16 protein-coding genes are annotated in these 16,140 nt (G+C 67.0%); 8 read left to right on the plus strand and 8 right to left on the minus strand.

Annotated features, from left to right (window positions below; genetic code table 11):
- From L810_RS00250 to L810_RS00275, 6 genes are all read left to right on the plus strand, one after another.
- A partial coding sequence (locus tag L810_RS00250; RefSeq protein ID WP_042972670.1) for an ABC transporter permease occupies window positions 1–712 on the plus strand: 712 nt, incomplete at its 5' end.
- Entirely contained in the window at window positions 709–1,656 is a 948-nt protein-coding gene (locus tag L810_RS00255) for an ABC transporter ATP-binding protein (protein ID WP_021156320.1), read from the plus strand. The genes L810_RS00250 and L810_RS00255, both read left to right, overlap by 4 nt.
- 14 nt (window positions 1,657–1,670) lie before the next feature.
- Window positions 1,671–2,441 carry an ABC transporter permease gene (locus tag L810_RS00260; protein WP_155649118.1) on the plus strand — a complete coding sequence of 257 codons (771 nt, stop codon included), beginning with the start codon at window positions 1,671–1,673 and terminating at the stop codon, window positions 2,439–2,441.
- 32 nt (window positions 2,442–2,473) lie between these two features.
- Window positions 2,474–2,869 (plus strand): NAD(+)--rifampin ADP-ribosyltransferase, encoded by a 396-nt coding sequence (gene arr, locus L810_RS00265; protein ID WP_021156322.1) that lies wholly within the window; start codon window positions 2,474–2,476, stop codon window positions 2,867–2,869.
- Window positions 2,870–3,026: 157 nt separating this feature from the next.
- Entirely contained in the window at window positions 3,027–3,710 is a 684-nt protein-coding gene (locus L810_RS00270) for a lytic transglycosylase domain-containing protein (protein ID WP_021156323.1), read from the plus strand.
- A 27-nt stretch (window positions 3,711–3,737) separates the two neighbouring features.
- The gene (locus L810_RS00275) at window positions 3,738–4,166 is read left to right on the plus strand and encodes a lysozyme inhibitor LprI family protein (RefSeq protein ID WP_230945285.1); all 429 of its coding nucleotides are present in this window, start codon (window positions 3,738–3,740) and stop codon (window positions 4,164–4,166) included.
- Between the two features lie 30 nt (window positions 4,167–4,196).
- On the opposite strand, the gene L810_RS00280 is transcribed toward L810_RS00275, so the two are convergent.
- Window positions 4,197–5,072 (minus strand): LysR family transcriptional regulator, encoded by an 876-nt coding sequence (locus L810_RS00280; protein WP_021156325.1) that lies wholly within the window; start codon window positions 5,070–5,072, stop codon window positions 4,197–4,199.
- A 168-nt stretch (window positions 5,073–5,240) separates the two neighbouring features.
- Between L810_RS00280 and L810_RS00285 the strand changes: the two genes are divergently transcribed.
- Window positions 5,241–6,314 carry an alkene reductase gene (locus L810_RS00285; protein ID WP_021156326.1) on the plus strand — a complete coding sequence of 358 codons (1,074 nt, stop codon included), beginning with the start codon at window positions 5,241–5,243 and terminating at the stop codon, window positions 6,312–6,314.
- A gap of 137 nt (window positions 6,315–6,451) precedes the next feature.
- Here L810_RS00285 and L810_RS43840 read toward each other — a convergent pair whose 3' ends face one another.
- The 7 genes from L810_RS43840 to L810_RS00320 all read right to left on the minus strand — a co-directional run bounded on the left by L810_RS43840 (window position 6,452) and on the right by L810_RS00320 (window position 14,607).
- On the minus strand, window positions 6,452–7,297 hold the full coding sequence (locus tag L810_RS43840; protein WP_141667512.1) for a hypothetical protein: 846 nt from the start codon (window positions 7,295–7,297) through the stop codon (window positions 6,452–6,454).
- Window positions 7,298–7,579: 282 nt separating this feature from the next.
- On the minus strand, window positions 7,580–8,020 hold the full coding sequence (locus L810_RS00295; RefSeq protein WP_011354099.1) for a dihydroneopterin aldolase: 441 nt from the start codon (window positions 8,018–8,020) through the stop codon (window positions 7,580–7,582).
- A complete protein-coding gene (locus L810_RS00300; protein WP_021156329.1) occupies window positions 8,017–8,649 on the minus strand; it encodes a sarcosine oxidase subunit gamma in 633 nt (210 codons plus the stop codon). The genes L810_RS00295 and L810_RS00300 overlap by 4 nt, the downstream gene beginning before the upstream one ends.
- The gene (locus tag L810_RS00305; protein WP_021156330.1) at window positions 8,639–11,650 is read right to left on the minus strand and encodes a sarcosine oxidase subunit alpha family protein; all 3,012 of its coding nucleotides are present in this window, start codon (window positions 11,648–11,650) and stop codon (window positions 8,639–8,641) included. Before L810_RS00305 ends, L810_RS00300 begins: the two co-directional genes overlap by 11 nt.
- A complete protein-coding gene (locus L810_RS00310) occupies window positions 11,647–11,946 on the minus strand; it encodes a sarcosine oxidase subunit delta (protein ID WP_021156331.1) in 300 nt (99 codons plus the stop codon). The genes L810_RS00305 and L810_RS00310 overlap by 4 nt, the downstream gene beginning before the upstream one ends.
- Before the next feature lie 16 nt (window positions 11,947–11,962).
- Entirely contained in the window at window positions 11,963–13,207 is a 1,245-nt protein-coding gene (locus L810_RS00315; protein WP_006480591.1) for a sarcosine oxidase subunit beta family protein, read from the minus strand.
- A 14-nt stretch (window positions 13,208–13,221) separates the two neighbouring features.
- Complete coding sequence (locus L810_RS00320; RefSeq protein WP_027790628.1) at window positions 13,222–14,607, minus strand: L-serine ammonia-lyase; 1,386 nt, start codon at window positions 14,605–14,607, stop codon at window positions 13,222–13,224.
- Between the two features lie 302 nt (window positions 14,608–14,909).
- Between L810_RS00320 and L810_RS00325 the strand changes: the two genes are divergently transcribed.
- Window positions 14,910–15,983 (plus strand): GlxA family transcriptional regulator, encoded by a 1,074-nt coding sequence (locus tag L810_RS00325; protein ID WP_042972685.1) that lies wholly within the window; start codon window positions 14,910–14,912, stop codon window positions 15,981–15,983.
- Window positions 15,984–16,140 lie beyond the last annotated feature (157 nt).

A 16,140-nucleotide genomic window follows, 5' to 3' on the forward strand; every position in this document is an offset into this window, starting at 1 on the left:
CTCGGTGCCGCTCGCGAGCGGCTGGTGGGACGGCCTCTCCGTGATGCGCGAATATGCGGTGCGCAGCGACGATTTCTGGCGCGAAGCGATCCGTCACGTGTCGCTCGCGGGCGGCTCGGTGGCCGCCGCGCTCGTCGCGGGCGTGCCGCTCGGCATCGCCTGCGCGCGCATCGCGGCGGTGCGGACCGTCGCGATGCCCGTGCTCAATATCGTGCAGACGATCCCCAGCATCGCGATGTACGGGCTGATGATGGCCCCGCTCGGGCTGCTGGCCGCACACGTGCCGCTCGCGGCCGCGCTCGGCATTCGCGGCATCGGCGTCGCGCCGGCCGTGCTCGCGCTGTTCCTGTATTCGCTGCTGCCGATCGCGTCGAGTGTCGTGGTCGGGCTCGGACAAGTGCCGCCGCACGTGACCGAAGCGGCGCGCGCGATGGGCATGACGCGCGCGCAGCGGCTGCTGCATGTCGACCTCGTGCTCGCGCTGCCGGTGATCCTGAGCGGCGTGCGCATCGTGCTCGTGCAGAACATCGGGCTGACCGCGGTCGCCGCACTGATCGGCGGCGGCGGCTTCGGCACCTTCATCTTCCAGGGGATCGGGCAATCGGCCGCCGATCTCGTGCTGCTCGGCGCGATTCCGACGATCGCGCTCGCGCTGGTGGCCGCCGTCATATTCGAAGCCGCGACCACGCTCGCGAAGGGGCGTACAGGATGATCGAGATCGAACGTGCAGGCAAACGCTTCGGCGATGTCGTCGCCGTCGACGACGTTTCGCTGACGATGCAGCGCGGCACGATCACCGCGCTCGTCGGTGCGTCGGGCAGCGGCAAGTCGACGCTGCTGCGCATGATCAACCGGCTGATCGCCCCCACCAGCGGCACGATCCGCATCGACGGCGTCGATACGGCGACCGTCGCGCCCGAACAGCTTCGGCGCGGCATCGGCTACGCGATCCAGGGGCACGGACTGTTTCCGCACTGGAGCGTCGCGCGCAACATCGCGACCGTGCCGCGCCTGCTCGGCTGGCCGGCCGCGCGCATCGACGCGCGCGTGAACGAACTGCTCGACCTGTTCCATCTCGCGCCGGCCGAGTTCGCGGACAAGCTGCCGCACGAACTGTCGGGCGGCCAGCAGCAGCGTGTCGGCGTCGCGCGCGCGCTCGCGGCCGAGCCCGCGATGCTGCTGATGGACGAGCCGTTCGGCGCGCTCGACCCGATCATCCGCGGCAAGGCGCAGGACGACCTGTTCGCGTTGCAGCGCCGCCTCGGCATCACGGTCGTGATCGTCACGCACGATATCGAGGAAGCGCTGAAGCTCGGCGACACGATCGCGGTGATGGACGGCGGCCGGCTGCTGCAGGTTGCGCCGCCGGCCGAGATTCTCGGCAAGCCGGCGGCCGGTGTCGTCGAGCAGCTCGTCGCGGGCGTCGACCGGCCGCTGCGCCTGCTCGCGCTGACGCCGATCGACGCGGTGGCCGAACCCGGCCATGCGGACGGCGAGCCGATCGACGCGACCCGCACGCTGCGCGATGCGGTGTCGGAACTGCTGTGGCGCGGTGTCGACGCATTGCCCGTCGACGACGGCGATGCACGCAACGCGCGCGGCGCGCGCCGCATCACGCTCGACGCGATCCGCGCGCACGCCAGGCAGCCCGCATGACGACGCCGGATACCATGCAACGCACACGGCGTTTGCGTTCGCCCCTGCCCCGCCACGTTGCCGCGTTCACGGCGCGCGCCGCCGCGCTCGCGCTGCTGCTCGTGCTGCTGGTGCGGCCGATGTGGCTGCAGGGCCTTTTCGCACCGTTCGCGGACAACGGCGCGCCCGTCATCTACGATCGCGCGAGCCTGCTCGACCTGACGCTCGCGCATCTCGGCACGGTCGCGCTGTCGAGCCTGATCGGCACGATCGTCGCGGTGGCGGCCGGGATCTTCGTCACGCGGCCGGCCGGCGCGGATTTCCTGCCGGTCGCGCGCAGCGTCGTCGACATCGGCCAGACCTTCCCGCCGGTCGCGGTGCTCGCGCTCGCGGTGCCGGCCGTCGGCTTCGGGCTGAAACCCGTGCTGATCGCGCTGGTGCTGTATGGTCTCTTGCCGGTTTTCGAAAGCACGATCGCGGGGCTCGAGGACGTGCCGCGCGATGTCGTCGACGCCGCGCGCGGGATGGGGATGAGCGGCTGGCAGCAACTGGTGTCGGTCGAGCTGCCGCTCGCGTTCCCGGTGATCGTCAACGGCATCCGGCTCGCGGTCGTGATCAATCTCGGCACCGCGACGATCGGCTCGACGGTTGCCGCGCGCGGCCTCGGCGACGTGATCATCGCGGGCCTGCAGACGTCGAATACCGCGTTCGTGCTGCAGGGCGGCGTGATCGTCGGGCTGCTCGCGGTGCTCGTCAGCGATGCGATCGGCGCGATCGCGCGAGTGGCGAGCGCGCGGCGCGCCTAGAAGTCGTCGCGACATTTTCCAAGGGAGAAGCCATGGCTGTCCTGGACACCGGCCCGTTTTTTCATGGCACGAAAGCGGATTTGCGGATCGGCGACTTGCTGACGGCGGGCTTCAGATCGAATTACCGGGATGACGTCGTGATGAATCACGTTTATTTCACGGCCCTGCCCAAGGGCGCCGGCCTTGCCGCGGAAATGGCCAAAGGCGACGGCAAGCCGCGGGTCTATATCGTCGAGCCCACCGGGGCATTCGAAAACGACCCGAACGTCACGGACAAGAAATTCCCGGGCAATCCGACGCGCTCGTATCGAAGCACATCGCCTTTGAAGATCGTCGGCGAACTCGATCACTGGGAACCGTACGATCCGGCGTTCATTCAGCAACTGAGAATCCGCATCGAAACCGGCATCGGCGAGATCATCAACTAGCGGTCATCCGGACTCCGATGCGTGTCCACGCAACGATCGCCGCGTCGATCGTTGCGAACGTCACAAGCCTACACATCGCTTTCATTCGAGCCGGCGCTCGACCGTCTTGCCCGATTGGCCGATATACTATGCGCCTCCCATTTCCCCGCACTCGACCATGCGACGACGCTTTTTCTGGCTGATCGTGCTCTCGCTCGGCATTGCGCAACAGGTATCGGCTCAGCAAACGCCCGCAGCGCCTGCCTCTGCGCCCGACGTGCTGGCGTCGGCGCCGGCTGTCGCCTCCGCGCCGCTCGCGAACGCCGACGATCAGCCGAACGAAGCAAACCGCCGCATCACGTCCTACCTGACGAAGAAATTCGGTGTCGCGAAGGAACGGGCCGCCAAGCTCGCCGATATCGTGAGCGTCACTGCGACGAAATATTCGCTGCCTCCCGCACTCGTTTACGCCATCATCTCGATCGAATCGCGCTTCCAGGAAAAGGCGCGCGGCCAGCACGGCGCGACCGGACTGATGCAGGTCGTGCCGTCCGCACACCGCGGCATGCTGCGTAACGTGAAGGACCTGACCGAACCGAATGCGAACGTCGAGGCCGGCTCCCGGATTCTCTCCGGCTACGTGAAGGCGGCCGGCGGCAACGTGCTGGCCGGGCTGAAGAGCTACAGCGGCGGATCCAGCGCGTATGCGGCGAAGGTCATGCAGCGGGTCGATTCGTTCCGGTTCGTGCTCGAACCCGACGACGACGACGCGAAAGCCGCGAACGAGACGAAGGCGCGGATGGTGCCGGTGAGCGAATCGACGTCGACATCGACATCGACGTCGGCGCGCAACGCGCAATAAGCAGGTACGTCGCACACGTCCCGCCCCATGACTCCCTCTCCGCGCATGCGCGACACGATCCGGTACGCCACCCGCCTTCTTGCCGTCGCCGCGCTCGCGAGCGGCGCAGCGTCCGCGTTCGCCGCGGTCGATTGCGAACGGCAGGGGCCGACGATGGATGCGGTACGCCGGTGCGTCGTCGACAACAACAACCAGGAAGTGGAACGCGCGTACCGGTCGCTCGAACGCAAGACCCGGCAACGCAACCCCGATGCGGCGAAACAGCTCGCGAAATCGCAGGCAAGCTGGTACGGCTTCGCGAGCGACACCTGCGACTACGTCCGAGCCGCCAATCCGCAGCAGATGATTCCGGACGACGCGTGGCTGAAATGCTGGGTCGACTTCAGCCAGGCGCGCGTGCGCATCCTGAAGAAATGGGAAGCGCAGGGCGACGCGCCGCAGCCGGCGCAGCAGTGAACGGCGGACGATCGTCCGCGCAGCCGCCCGTCACGCCTGCGCGAAATGCGCGCGCAGATACTCGATGAAGACCTGCGTCTTCGCCGGCAGCAAGCGCGTTTCCGTCATCGCGTAGACGGGAACGGGCGCGCCCTCCCAGTCGGGCAGCACGCGACGCAACCGGCCCGCGGCCACGTCGTCGGCCACGACTTCCGCCGGCATCTGGATGATGCCCGCCTCGTGCACGGCGAGTTGCCGGACCATGCCGACACTGTTCACGATGAAACGCCCGCCCACCGGCACCTCGATCTCCCGCGCGGCGTCGTGCAGCGTCCACGCATCGACGCGCTGCACGCTCAGGCACTGATGCCGCCGCAGGTCGTCCGGTTCGCGCGGCTCGCCCGCGCGCTCGAGATAGCGCGGCGACGCATACAGGTGATTGCGGAACGTCGCGAGGCGCCGCGCGACGAGTTGCGAATCGGCCGATTCGCCGATGCGGATCGCGACGTCGAACGGTTCGCTCACCAGATCGACACGCCGCGACGTCAGTTCGAAATCGAACGTGAGCTTCGGGTAGCGGTTCGCGAATTCGACGATCAGCGGCGCCAGGTAGACCACCGCGAAATCGACCGGAAACGACGCGCGCAGCACGCCCGACGGTTCGGCCAGCAACTCGCCGAGCTGCTCGTGCGCGAGCCGCGCTTCGTCGACGATACGTTTGCAGCGCTCGAAATACAGCTGCCCGGCTTCCGTGAGCTCGATCCGGCGCGTCGTCCGATGCAGCAGCCGCAAGCCGATCGCCTTTTCCAGCGCGCCGATCCGCCGCGACAGCGTCGAATTCGGCATCCCGAGCGCGTCGGCCGCGCTGCGAAAGCCCTTCGCCTTCACGACCTCCACGAACAGCGCCATGTCGTTCAGCAGTTCCACGCCCACTGCTCCATCAATGGATCAATGTTATCCAAACTACCATATTTATCTCGAAAAAGAAGCAATGGATGATGTGTCCATGGCGACGAGGCGCGCACACGGTGCGCGGCCCGCGCCCGAGACGGCACCGCCCCGGTGCCGTTACCCGACTCTCGAGGAGCACGCATCATGGACGCATTGTTCACCCCGGCCCGTGTCGGCCGCTACACACTGCAGAACCGCCTGGTCATGGCACCGATGACGCGCAGCCGCGCCGCGCTCGACGGCACGCCCGGCGCACTGGCCGCCGAATACTATGCGCAGCGCGCGGATCTCGGCCTGATCGTCAGCGAAGGCACGCAACCGTCGGACGATGGCCAGGGTTACCTGACGACGCCCGGCATCTACACCGATGCCCACGTCGCCGGCTGGAAGGCGGTCAGCGAGCGCGTGCATGCGCGCGGCGCCCGCCTGTTCATCCAGCTGATGCACGTGGGGCGCATGTCGCATCCCGACAATACGCCGCATCATCGCCAGGGCGTCGCGCCTTCCGCGATCGCGCCGGGCGTGCCGATGTTCACGGTGAAAGGGATGCAGGAGATTCCCGCGCCGCGCGCGCTGACGACCGACGAAGTGCGCGGCACCGTGAACGACTTCCGCTTCGCCGCGCGCCGCGCGATCGAAGCCGGCGCCGACGGCGTCGAGATCCACGGCGCGAACGGGTATCTGGTCCAGCAGTTCTTCGCGCCGAACGCGAACACGCGCAGCGACGCCTACGGCGGTTCGATCGAAAATCGTGCGCGCTTCGCGATCGAGGTGGCCGAGGCGATCGCCGACGAGATCGGCGCGGACCGCACCGCGATTCGCCTGTCGCCGGGCACCACGTTGTGGGGTATCGACGAAGGCACGGAAGGGCCGGACCTGTATCGCTACCTGGCGACGCAGCTCGACCGGCTCGGCCTCGCGTACCTGCACGTGATGCACCAGGGCAACGAGCCGCTGCTCGCGGACCTGCGCGCACGCTGGCGCGGCACGCTGATCGTGAACCGGCCGGGCCGCACGCGCGACGCGATCGGCACGGATGTCGCGACGGGTCTTGCCGATCTCGAAGCGTACGGCCAGATGGTGCTCGCGAATCCGGATTTCATCACGCGGCTGAAGACGGGCGCGCCGATGAACGACGCGCAGCGCGACACGTTCTTCGGCGGCGATGCGCGCGGGTATGTGGATTATCCGGCGTTGGATGGGGCGGCTGCGGCTTGACGCGATTACACGAGGCGATAGCTGCGACACGCCTGAACTGTTTCGCAGCTATCGCCGGTGAACCGCGCGATATCCGTCAAAGACCGAACGTCTCATTGCTCGCCACCTGTCACGTTGAACGGAGCGGACGCAGCCGATCAATCGGCATATCGCATGGCATCCGGAATACGGTAGGTGCCATCGCGATAGTCGAGCATAACGTTACGGCGTTGTGCGGGTGACGTGTGACCCGAGCATGTATCGACTTCGAGCCGGCTCTCGCTCTCGACGTACTTTTCGGCGACCTGCAAGACGGCATAGCCTTGCGTGCCTACGGGGCCGAGTGCGAGTGTGCGTGATGTTTCAGACGTGCTTGTACAAGGACCATCACGGTCGCCCGTCCAATCGCTCACGATCAGGCGATCCAGCACCGGATGCAAATGCTGCCCATCGATCAAATAGAGACTCAGCGTAGCGATGCCAGACATATCCGCGGGCGGGCCGCCAGACGACTTCAGGCGGACGCCGAAGGCACGTTGAGTGGAGGTCAGCTGATAACGCGCCGTATCGATCTCGACGCCGTCAAAATAGTGGTCCTCTCCGTAGTGAATCGCCGATCGCTGAAACCGATGCGCGACAATCGCGCCCGTAGCCGTATCGGCAACCAGTACCTCGATGTCGACGACGTTTGGCCCGTCGCTGCTGCTTTTCTGCTCCAGAGGTAACACCCCGATCGTCAGCGCGTTATTCGCGGGCCAGACCTTGCAAACCGCGTGAGCAGCATCCAGCGCCTGGCCGGGATGAAGTCGTGCGAACCAGTTCTGTAGGTTCTCACTGCACCCTGCATGTGCGATGAGCGGCGCCAAAGCGGCAACAACGCAAGTCACAGCGCGTTTTATCATCGCCTTCCCGATGGTCTTCGTGAATTTTCCCAATAGCGAATAGTACGTGGGAAACATCGAGAACCGGACGGAAGAAGTTCGACGGGTATCGAAACAGGCCATGTCAGCGTTACGCGTAACGATCCTGAAGAGGCTGTCGCGGGCATGGCTCGTAGAGGGCGGCATCACGATGCATTGACCGGGAAGGCCACCGCAAGCTGCTGGAGCGGGTCCGCAGTGGGTTGCCCAAAAACGCTCGCGTGACAAGTGACGGGGGGGAACGTCTCATTGTTCCGATATTTCAGGAATAAAGACGAGCAGCAACCACCAGCGAGCCATTGTTCCGATATTCCACGAACAATGAGCAATCGCGTGGGCGGGTTGCCTCTCCGCCCCGCCCCCCCGTCAAAACTGCCCCGCCGCCCCCGTCCACCGCAAATAATCCCCGCGCGTCCAGTCGAGCGACACGCCGACGCGCTTCGTACCCGGCCGGATCTTCGGCTTGTACACCGACAGCGTCAGCGACTCCAGCGCCGGCCATTCGCGGAACGACAGCACCGCGATGTCGGCGACGAGCGTCTCCAGCAGGCGCGTATGCGGCTTGTGCGACAGGAACGCGGCAAGTCGCGCGCAATAACCGTCGTAATCGATCCACTCGCCCTGCTCGCTCGGCTCGCAGCGATAGCCGAGCCGCGCATCGATCACGATCGGCTGCGGCGCTTCATGCTCGTGCGCATGAATGCCGATCCGCGCGGGCACCTTCAGTTCGTCGACGAACACGCTCCAGCCGCGCCCGCGCAGGCGCGGCGCGTCGATCGCCACGAACGGTTCGTCGAACGGCTTCATGATGCGAGCGGCGCGGCCGCGTCGAGCATGATGCGCACGAAATAATCGGCGAAGCTGCGGCGCAGGACGATCTCGAACGCATCGTCGCCGGTCGGGACCAGCACGATCGACGTCTTGAAGTAGTGCGACTGCGCGCACTGGCCCGGCTTGAACACGCGCGGGTGCAGATCGAGCGGGCAGCCGCGTGCGAGCACGTCGCGCACACGTTCGCCGCTGATCTCGACGACGGTATAACCGCTGCCGACGTCGACGGCCGCCGCATACGTACCCTGCACGGCCTCCGCGAGTCGCGCCTCCAGCACGCCTGCCTGCACGGGCCCGTGCGAGCGCACGAGCCACTCGTCGGGGCCGAGCCACAGCACGTCGTACTCGGCGCCGCGGGCGACCGTGTTCGGCGCCGCCGGCGGCTGGCAGCCGACCACGCGCTCGAACGCGGCGACGAACGCCGGATCGCTCAACTCGCCGCGCACGTTCACGAGATCGAGGAACGGCCGCTCGCGCAGCGTGAATTTCTTCGATGCGCGCGCCTGGTGCGGCTTCAGCACGTCGGCCGCGCCGACGAACGGCGATTCAAGCGTCACGCCGCCCGCGCCCGCCACCTGCGTCTGGTTTCTGGTTTCATTCCACATGCTGGCGCACCCCTTCGGTATCGTAGAAAACCGGGCTCGAGATCTTCGCGGTGATGCGCTTGCCGTTGGCCAGCGGAATCACGACGCTCTCGCCCATCTTGTTCAGGCCGCCCTTCACCACCGCGAGCGCGATCGAGCGCTTCAGGATCGGGCTGTAGTAGCTCGACGTCACGTGGCCGATCATCGGCGTCGGATCGACCGCCGACACCTGCGTGTCCTTCGCGACGATCTGCGCGCCTTCCGGCAGCACGAACTGTTCGTCCTCGGTCAGCAGGCCGACGAACTGCTTGCGGCCCTCCTTCGCGGTGTCCGAGCGCGCGAGCGAACGCTTGCCGAGGAAGTCCTTCGACTTCGCGACCAGCCCGCCCATCCCGAGGTCGTACGGCGTGACCGAGCCGTCGGTGTCCTGGCCGACGATGATGTAGCCCTTCTCCGCGCGCAGCACGTGCATCGTTTCGGTGCCGTACGGCGTGATGTCGAACTCGGCACCGGCGGCCATCAGCGCTTCCCACACCGCGCGGCCCGCATTCGCCGGCACGTTCACTTCATAGGCCAGCTCGCCCGAGAAGCTGATCCGCATCACGCGCGCCTTCGCGCCGGCAACGGTACCGTTCCGGTAGCTCATGAACGGGAACGCCTCGTTGCCGAAGTCGATGTCCTGGCACACCTTCTGCACGACCTTGCGGCTCTTCGGGCCGACCACCGCGAACGTCGCCCAGTGATCGGTGACCGACGACAGCCGCACCTTCATGTCGGGCCATTCGGTCTGCAGCCAGCGTTCGAGCCACGTGAGCACGCGCGCCGCGCCGCCCGTCGTGGTCGTCATCATGAAATGCTGGTCGGCGAGGCGCACGGTCACGCCGTCGTCGAACACCATCCCGTTTTCGTCGAGCATCAGCCCGTAGCGGCACTTGCCGACCTCGAGCTTGTTCCACGGGTTCGTGTACATCCAGTTCAGCAGCTTCACGGCATCCGGGCCCTGGATGTCGATCTTGCCGAGCGTCGATGCGTCGAGGATGCCGACGCTGTTGCGCACCGCCAGGCATTCGCGCTTCACGGCCGCATGGAGGTCCTCGCCGTTCTTCGGGAAGTACCACGGCCGCTTCCAGTTGCCGACGTCCTCGAACAGCGCGCCGTGCTCGACGTGCCACTCGTGCACGCAGGTCTTGCGGATCGGGTCGAGGAAATCGCCGAGCTCGCGGCCCGCGAACGTACCGAACGAAACGGGCGTGTAGTTCGGGCGGAACGTGGTCGTGCCCGTTTCCGGAATCGACTTGCCGAGCGCCCCCGCGAGGATCGCCATCCCGTTGATGTTGCCGAGCTTGCCCTGGTCGGTGCCGAAGCCCATCGCCGTATAGCGCTTCACGTGCTCGACCGACTCGAAGCCTTCGCGCGCGGCAAGCAGGATGTCGGCGGCCGACACGTCGTTCTGGAAATCGACGAACTGCTTCGGCCCGCGCGCCGCGGCCTCGCGGCTGCCGACGAGCCACAGCGGCTGCAGTGCGCCTTCGACGGTTTCCGCGACCTGCGGTGCTGCCGGGCGCTGCTCGGCCGTGAAGCCCGCGGCCTTCGCCGCTTCCACGCCCGCATCGACCGCGAGCCGCAGCGCGCGCGCCAGGCCGAATTCCCCGGCCGCCGCGCCGATGCTCGCTTCCGCCTGCACGGGCTTGCCCGGCAGGAAGCACGCCTTCTCGTCGCTCCAGCACGCCTTGCCGCCCGACTGCGCGAACAGGTGAAGCACGGGGCTGAAGCCGCCCGACATCGCGACGAGGTCGCACGGCAGCGTCTGCAGCTTGCCGCCCACCTGGCCGTTCGTGCTGGACGCGACGTCGACCGACGATACGCGCCACTTGCCCGATGCGGCCGTCACCACGGCGCCGCTCAACACCGTCACGCCCTGCCGCTTCGCCGCGGCCGGCAGCGCGCCGTTCGACGATGCGCGCGAATCGACGACCGTCACCTTCGCGCCGCATGCCTTCAGGTCGAGCGCGGTCTGGTACGCACGATCGTTGTTCGTGAACACGACCGCGTTGCGGCCCGGCAGCACGCCGAAGCGATGCACGTAGGTGGACACCGCGCCGGCGAGCATCACGCCGGGCAGGTCGTTGTTGCCGAACACGATCGGACGCTCGTGCGCGCCGGTCGCGAGGATCACGCGCTTCGCGCGAACTTTCCACAGCAGCTCGCGCGTGCCCTTGCGCATCGACACGGGCAGGTGATCGGTCAGGCGCTGCGTGACCGTCACGAGGTTGTGGTCCTGGTAGCCGAACGCGGTGCTGCGCGACAGGATCGTCACGTCGGGCAGCTTGCGCAGCTCGGCCTCGATCTTCTCGACCCACTGCAGCGCCGGCTTCGCGTCGATTTCCGCGCGGCACGACAGCAGGCTGCCGCCGAGCTCTCGCTGGTCGTCGACGAGGATCACGCGCGCGCCGGCCGTGGCCGCCGCATGCGCGGCCGCGAGCCCCGACGGGCCGCCGCCCACGACGAGCACGTCGCAGTGCGCATAACACTTGTCGTAGCGATCGGCGTCGAGCGCTTCCGGCGCCTTGCCGAGGCCGGCGGCTTCGCGGATCTTCTCTTCGTACTTCGGCCACATCTTGCGCGGCCACATGAAGGTCTTGTAGTAGAAGCCGGCCGGCAGGAAGCGCGACAGCTTCTGGTTGATCGCGTACTTGTCGTTCTCGAGCGTCGGCTCGGCGTTCACGCTCGACGCGACGAGCCCCTGGTACAGCTCGATCTCGGTCGCGCGCGCATTCGGCACCGTGTACGGGCCCGATTCGAGCTGCACGACCGCGTTCGGTTCCGCGACGTCAGCCGTCACGATCCCGCGCGGGCGGTGGTACTTGAAGCTGCGCGCGACGAAGTGCACGCCGTTCGCGAGCAGCGCGGACGCGAGCGTGTCGCCCTGGAAGCCCTGATACGTGCGGCCGTTGAACGTGAACGTCAACGGAATCGCGCGATTGATGCGGCCACCGGTGCCGAGGCGGTCTTTCTGGCTCATTTGCTCGTGCCCTCTTCGTGTGCGTTGCCGGCAGCGTTGCCACCGAACTTTTCGTAGCCCTTGATATCGTAGGTCACCGTGTCGCGCGTGGCCTTGAACCAGCGGCGGCAGCCCTGCGCGTGCAGCCATTGCTCCTTGTGCAGCCCGCGCTTGTTCTCGCGCATGAACACGTATTCGCCCCATTCGCGGTCGGTCATGTTCTCGTTGTTGACGGGGCGCACGATATCGGCTTCACCGCCGCACGAGAACTCGGATTCGGCGCGCGGCCCGCACCACGGACATTCGATCAGCAACATGTTTTCTTCTCCTCGTTCAGTGCGCGACGGCGGCTGCGCCGTGCTCGTCGATCAGGTGGCCCGTGTAGAAGCGGTCGAGCGCGAACGGCGCGTTCAGCGGATGCGGCTCGTCGCGCGCGATCGTGTGCGCGAACACCCAGCCCGAGCCGGGCGTCGCCTTGAAGCCGCCGGTGCCCCAGCCGCAGTTGAAGTAGAGGCCCTTCACGTCGGTCTTGGTGATGATCGGGCACGCGTCCGGCGACACGTCGACGATGCCGCCCCACTGGCGGTTCATCCGCACGCGCGAGAACACCGGGAACATCTCGACGATCGCCTGCAGCGTGCTTTCGATGATGTGGAAGCTGCCGCGCTGGCCGAAGCCCGTGTACTGGTCGATACCCGCGCCGATCACGAGGTCGCCCTTGTCGGACTGGCTGATGTACGCGTGCACCGCGTTCGACATGATCACCGAGTTCACCACCGGCTTGATCGGCTCGGACACCAGCGCCTGCAGCGGGTGGCTTTCGATCGGCAGGCGCACGCCGGCCATGTCGGCGAGCGTCGTCGTGTTGCCGGCCGCGACCACCGCCACCTTCTTCGCCTTGATGAAGCCCTTCACCGTATCGACGCCGACCACCGCGCCGCCTTCGCGGCGAATGCCCGTCACCTGGCAGTTCTGGATGATGTCGACACCCGCGCGGTCCGCGCCGCGCGCGAAGCCCCAGGCCACCGCGTCGTGACGCGCCACACCGGCGCGGCGCTGGATCGACGCGCCGAGCACCGGATAGCGGCTGTTCAGGTTGATGGTCGGCTCGATTTCCTTGATCTGCGCGGGCGTCAGGAACTCGGCGTCGACACCGTTCAGGCGGTTCGCATTCACGCGGCGCTCGGTGTCGCGCACGTCCTGCAGCGTGTGGGCCAGGTTCATCACGCCGCGCTGGCTGAACATCACGTTGTAGTTCAGGTCCTGCGACAGCCCTTCCCACAGCTTCATCGCCTTCTCGTACAGCGCGGCCGATTCGTCCCACAGATAGTTCGAGCGCACGATCGTCGTATTGCGCGCGGTGTTGCCGCCGCCGATCCAGCCCTTCTCGAGGATCGCGACGTTCGTGATGCCGTGTTCCTTCGCGAGGTAGTACGCGGTCGCGAGGCCGTGGCCGCCGCCGCCGACGATCACGACGTCGTATTCCTTCTTCGGTTCCGGGCTCTTCCACTGCTTTTCCCAGTTCTCGTGATACGAGAGACCGTTGCGGAACAGGCTGAATATCGAGTAGCGGCTCATGTTGTGGTCCTTCGTTAGCATTCGATGACGTTCACGGCCAGACCGCCGCGCGACGTTTCCTTGTATTTCGTCTTCATGTCGGCGCCCGTCTCGCGCATCGTCTTGATGACCGAGTCGAGCGACACGTAGTGCTGGCCGTTGCCCTTGAGCGCCATGCGCGACGCGTTCAGCGCCTTGATCGCGCCCATCGCGTTGCGCTCGATGCACGGGATCTGCACGAGCCCGCCGACCGGGTCGCAGGTCATCCCGAGGTTGTGCTCCATGCCGATCTCGGCCGCGTTCTCGACCTGGTCGGGCGTACCGCCCATCACCGCGGCGAGCGCGGCGGCCGCCATCGAGCACGCGACGCCCACTTCGCCCTGGCAGCCGACTTCCGCGCCGGAGATCGACGCGGTTTCCTTGTAGATGATCCCGATCGCCGCGGCCGTCATCAGGAATTCGACGATGCCGGCTTCGTTCGAGCCCGGCACGAACTTCACGTAGTAGTGCAGCACCGCGGGAATCACGCCGGCCGCGCCGTTGGTCGGCGCGGTGACGACCCGGCCGCCCGCCGCGTTCTCCTCGTTGACGGCCATCGCATACAGGTTGACCCAGTCGAGCATCGACAGCGGGTCGCGCAGCGACTCTTCCGAACGCGCGCGCAGGCGGGCATTCAGCTCGGCCGCGCGGCGCTTCACGCGCATCGGGCCCGGCAGGTCGCCCTCGACCTTGCAGCCGCGCTCGACGCAGGCGGCCATCGTGCGCCAGATCGCGAGCAGCCCGGCACGCACTTCGTCGGCGGGACGCAGCGCGCATTCGTTGCGCATCATCAGCTCGGCGATCGACAGTCCGTGCTCGCGGCACTGGCGCATCAGGTCGTCGCCGGTGCGGAACGGGTACGGCACCTCGACCGCCGCGCGCACGCCGTTCACGCGATCGCCGTCGCGGTTCACGACGAAGCCGCCGCCGACCGAGTAATACTCTTTCTCGACGAGCAGCTGGCCGTGTTCGTCGAACGCCTGAAAGCGCATCCCGTTCGGGTGCACGATGCTCGTGCCGCTCATCAGCTTGCGATAGAAGCCGATGTGTTCCTTTTCGTCGAAGCGCACCGTCTGCTTGCCGAGCAGCGACAGCGACTTTTCCGCGCGGATCGCGGCCAGCCGCGGCTCGATCAGGTCGGGATCGATCGTGTCGGGCAGGTGGCCCTCGAGGCCGAGCAGCACGGCCTTGTCGGTGCCGTGGCCCTTGCCGGTCGCGCCGAGCGAGCCGTATAGTTCGACCCGCACGCGGCGCACGAAACCGAGCAGGTTCGCGTCCTCCACGTGCGACGCGAAGCGGCACGCGGCGATCATCGGGCCGACCGTGTGCGAACTGGACGGGCCGATGCCGATCTTGAACAGGTCGAACGCGCTGACGTTCATCTGGCTTCCTCTGGATGGGGACATACATCAAGTGACGTTGGGCACCAGTACATCAAAGCGTAAAATCGGCCGATAGAACAAAAACGGCATCGGCGTGGGATACCGCCGCCAAGCGCCGCGCCGGCGGGTCGGAAAGTGCGTTTTGGCGATGGTTCGCGACGGAAAACCACAAGTCGGGACGGAGCCGATCGGCGACGCTGGCTGCATCCGCGTCGCCCGGCCGTGCCCGACTGCCGTACCCGCGTTACCCGTATCGACAGACTGAGTGAGACCGCCTGCCCGGCGTGAAGAGATTGGCCGCGATGACACCCGACGTACCCGCTTCCCCCCTCGCAGAACCCGCACCGCGACGCATCCGCTTCGGCATCGTGCTGCTGCCGAACTTCACGCTGACGGCCTTCTCGGGCTTCGTCGACATGCTCCGGCTGTCGGCGGACGACGGCGACTACAGCAAGCCCGTGCGCTGCGCGTGGAGCGTGATCGGCGAGACCCTCGCGCCGGTGCGCGCGAGCTGCGGGATCCAGATCACGCCATGGGAAACGTTCGACGCGGCCGAGCCGTTCGACTACGTGGTGGTGGTCGGCGGGCTGCTGCATTCGGGGCCGCAGGCGGGCCCCGAGACGCTCGACTTCGTCCGCCGCGCGGCGGCGGGCGGCGCAACGGTCGTCGGGATCTGCACCGGCGTGTTCACGCTGATGCGCGCAGGCGTGCTCGACGGCTATCGCACCTGCGTGAGCTGGTTCCATTACTGGGATTTCATCGAGCGCTTTCCGGCCGCCGATCCCGACCTGCTGATCGCCGACCGGCTGTTCGTGATCGACCGGCGCCGCATCACCTGTTCGGGCGGCCGCGCGTCGATCGACGTCGCCGCCGCGATCCTGCTGCGCCATTTCGATCACGCGACCGTGCAGAAGGCATTGCGTATCCTGCTGGTCGGCGAGATGCAGAAAGGGAACGCCCCGCAGCCGCATCCGCCGGGCCTCGAGCCGGCGACGCACCCGAAGGTCAAGCGCGCGATTCTCCTGATGGAACAGCATGTCGGGCGGGCGCTGTCGCTCGACGAGCTCGCGAACAAGCTCGACCTGTCGACGCGGCAGCTCGAGCGGCTGTTCAAGGCCGAAACGGGCAAGAGCCCGCAGGCATTCGCGAAACAGGTGCGACTGCGCACGGCCGCGTGGCTGCTGACCAGTTCCGACCGCACGGTGGCCGATATCGCGTCGAGCTGCGGGTTCGCCGATGCGTCGCACCTCGGGCGCGAGTTCCGCAAGCAGTTCGGCGTGCCGCCGGCGACTTATCGGGAGCGTGGCGGGGAAGTGGCGGAAGCCGGCGCGACGGCAGATGCGACGGACGACTCCGTCGAGGACATCGCCGACTGACGGCCGACGCCCCCGCACTGCCCTTTCCCGCCCGGCTGACCCACCGCGAAGCGATAGTCGATCGCACCGATTTCCCTTCAAATGGAACCGGTTTCAATTGATTTGACCGACGTTGCTCTCCGTTGATCGAGGGTTATCCCGGATGCTTCGTTGCGCT

Source organism: Burkholderia sp. AU4i (genome assembly GCF_000466765.1).
Lineage (GTDB): Bacteria > Pseudomonadota > Gammaproteobacteria > Burkholderiales > Burkholderiaceae > Burkholderia > Burkholderia cepacia.

Bases quoted from the DNA above. Each gene is read 5' to 3' on its own strand.
- L810_RS00255 (WP_021156320.1), top strand. From the start codon at position 709: ATGATCGAGATCGAACGTGCAGGCAAACGCTTCGGCGATGTCGTCGCC.
- L810_RS00260 (WP_155649118.1), top strand. From the start codon at position 1,671: ATGCAACGCACACGGCGTTTGCGTTCGCCCCTGCCCCGCCACGTTGCC.
- arr (WP_021156322.1), top strand. From the start codon at position 2,474: ATGGCTGTCCTGGACACCGGCCCGTTTTTTCATGGCACGAAAGCGGAT.
- L810_RS00270 (WP_021156323.1), top strand. From the start codon at position 3,027: ATGCGACGACGCTTTTTCTGGCTGATCGTGCTCTCGCTCGGCATTGCG.
- L810_RS00275 (WP_230945285.1), top strand. From the start codon at position 3,738: ATGACTCCCTCTCCGCGCATGCGCGACACGATCCGGTACGCCACCCGC.
- L810_RS00285 (WP_021156326.1), top strand. From the start codon at position 5,241: ATGGACGCATTGTTCACCCCGGCCCGTGTCGGCCGCTACACACTGCAG.
- L810_RS43840 (WP_141667512.1), bottom strand. From the start codon at position 7,297: ATGGCCTGTTTCGATACCCGTCGAACTTCTTCCGTCCGGTTCTCGATG.
- L810_RS00295 (WP_011354099.1), bottom strand. From the start codon at position 8,020: ATGAAGCCGTTCGACGAACCGTTCGTGGCGATCGACGCGCCGCGCCTG.
- L810_RS00300 (WP_021156329.1), bottom strand. From the start codon at position 8,649: ATGTGGAATGAAACCAGAAACCAGACGCAGGTGGCGGGCGCGGGCGGC.
- L810_RS00305 (WP_021156330.1), bottom strand. From the start codon at position 11,650: ATGAGCCAGAAAGACCGCCTCGGCACCGGTGGCCGCATCAATCGCGCG.
- L810_RS00310 (WP_021156331.1), bottom strand. From the start codon at position 11,946: ATGTTGCTGATCGAATGTCCGTGGTGCGGGCCGCGCGCCGAATCCGAG.
- L810_RS00315 (WP_006480591.1), bottom strand. From the start codon at position 13,207: ATGAGCCGCTACTCGATATTCAGCCTGTTCCGCAACGGTCTCTCGTAT.
- L810_RS00320 (WP_027790628.1), bottom strand. From the start codon at position 14,607: ATGAACGTCAGCGCGTTCGACCTGTTCAAGATCGGCATCGGCCCGTCC.
- L810_RS00325 (WP_042972685.1), top strand. From the start codon at position 14,910: ATGACACCCGACGTACCCGCTTCCCCCCTCGCAGAACCCGCACCGCGA.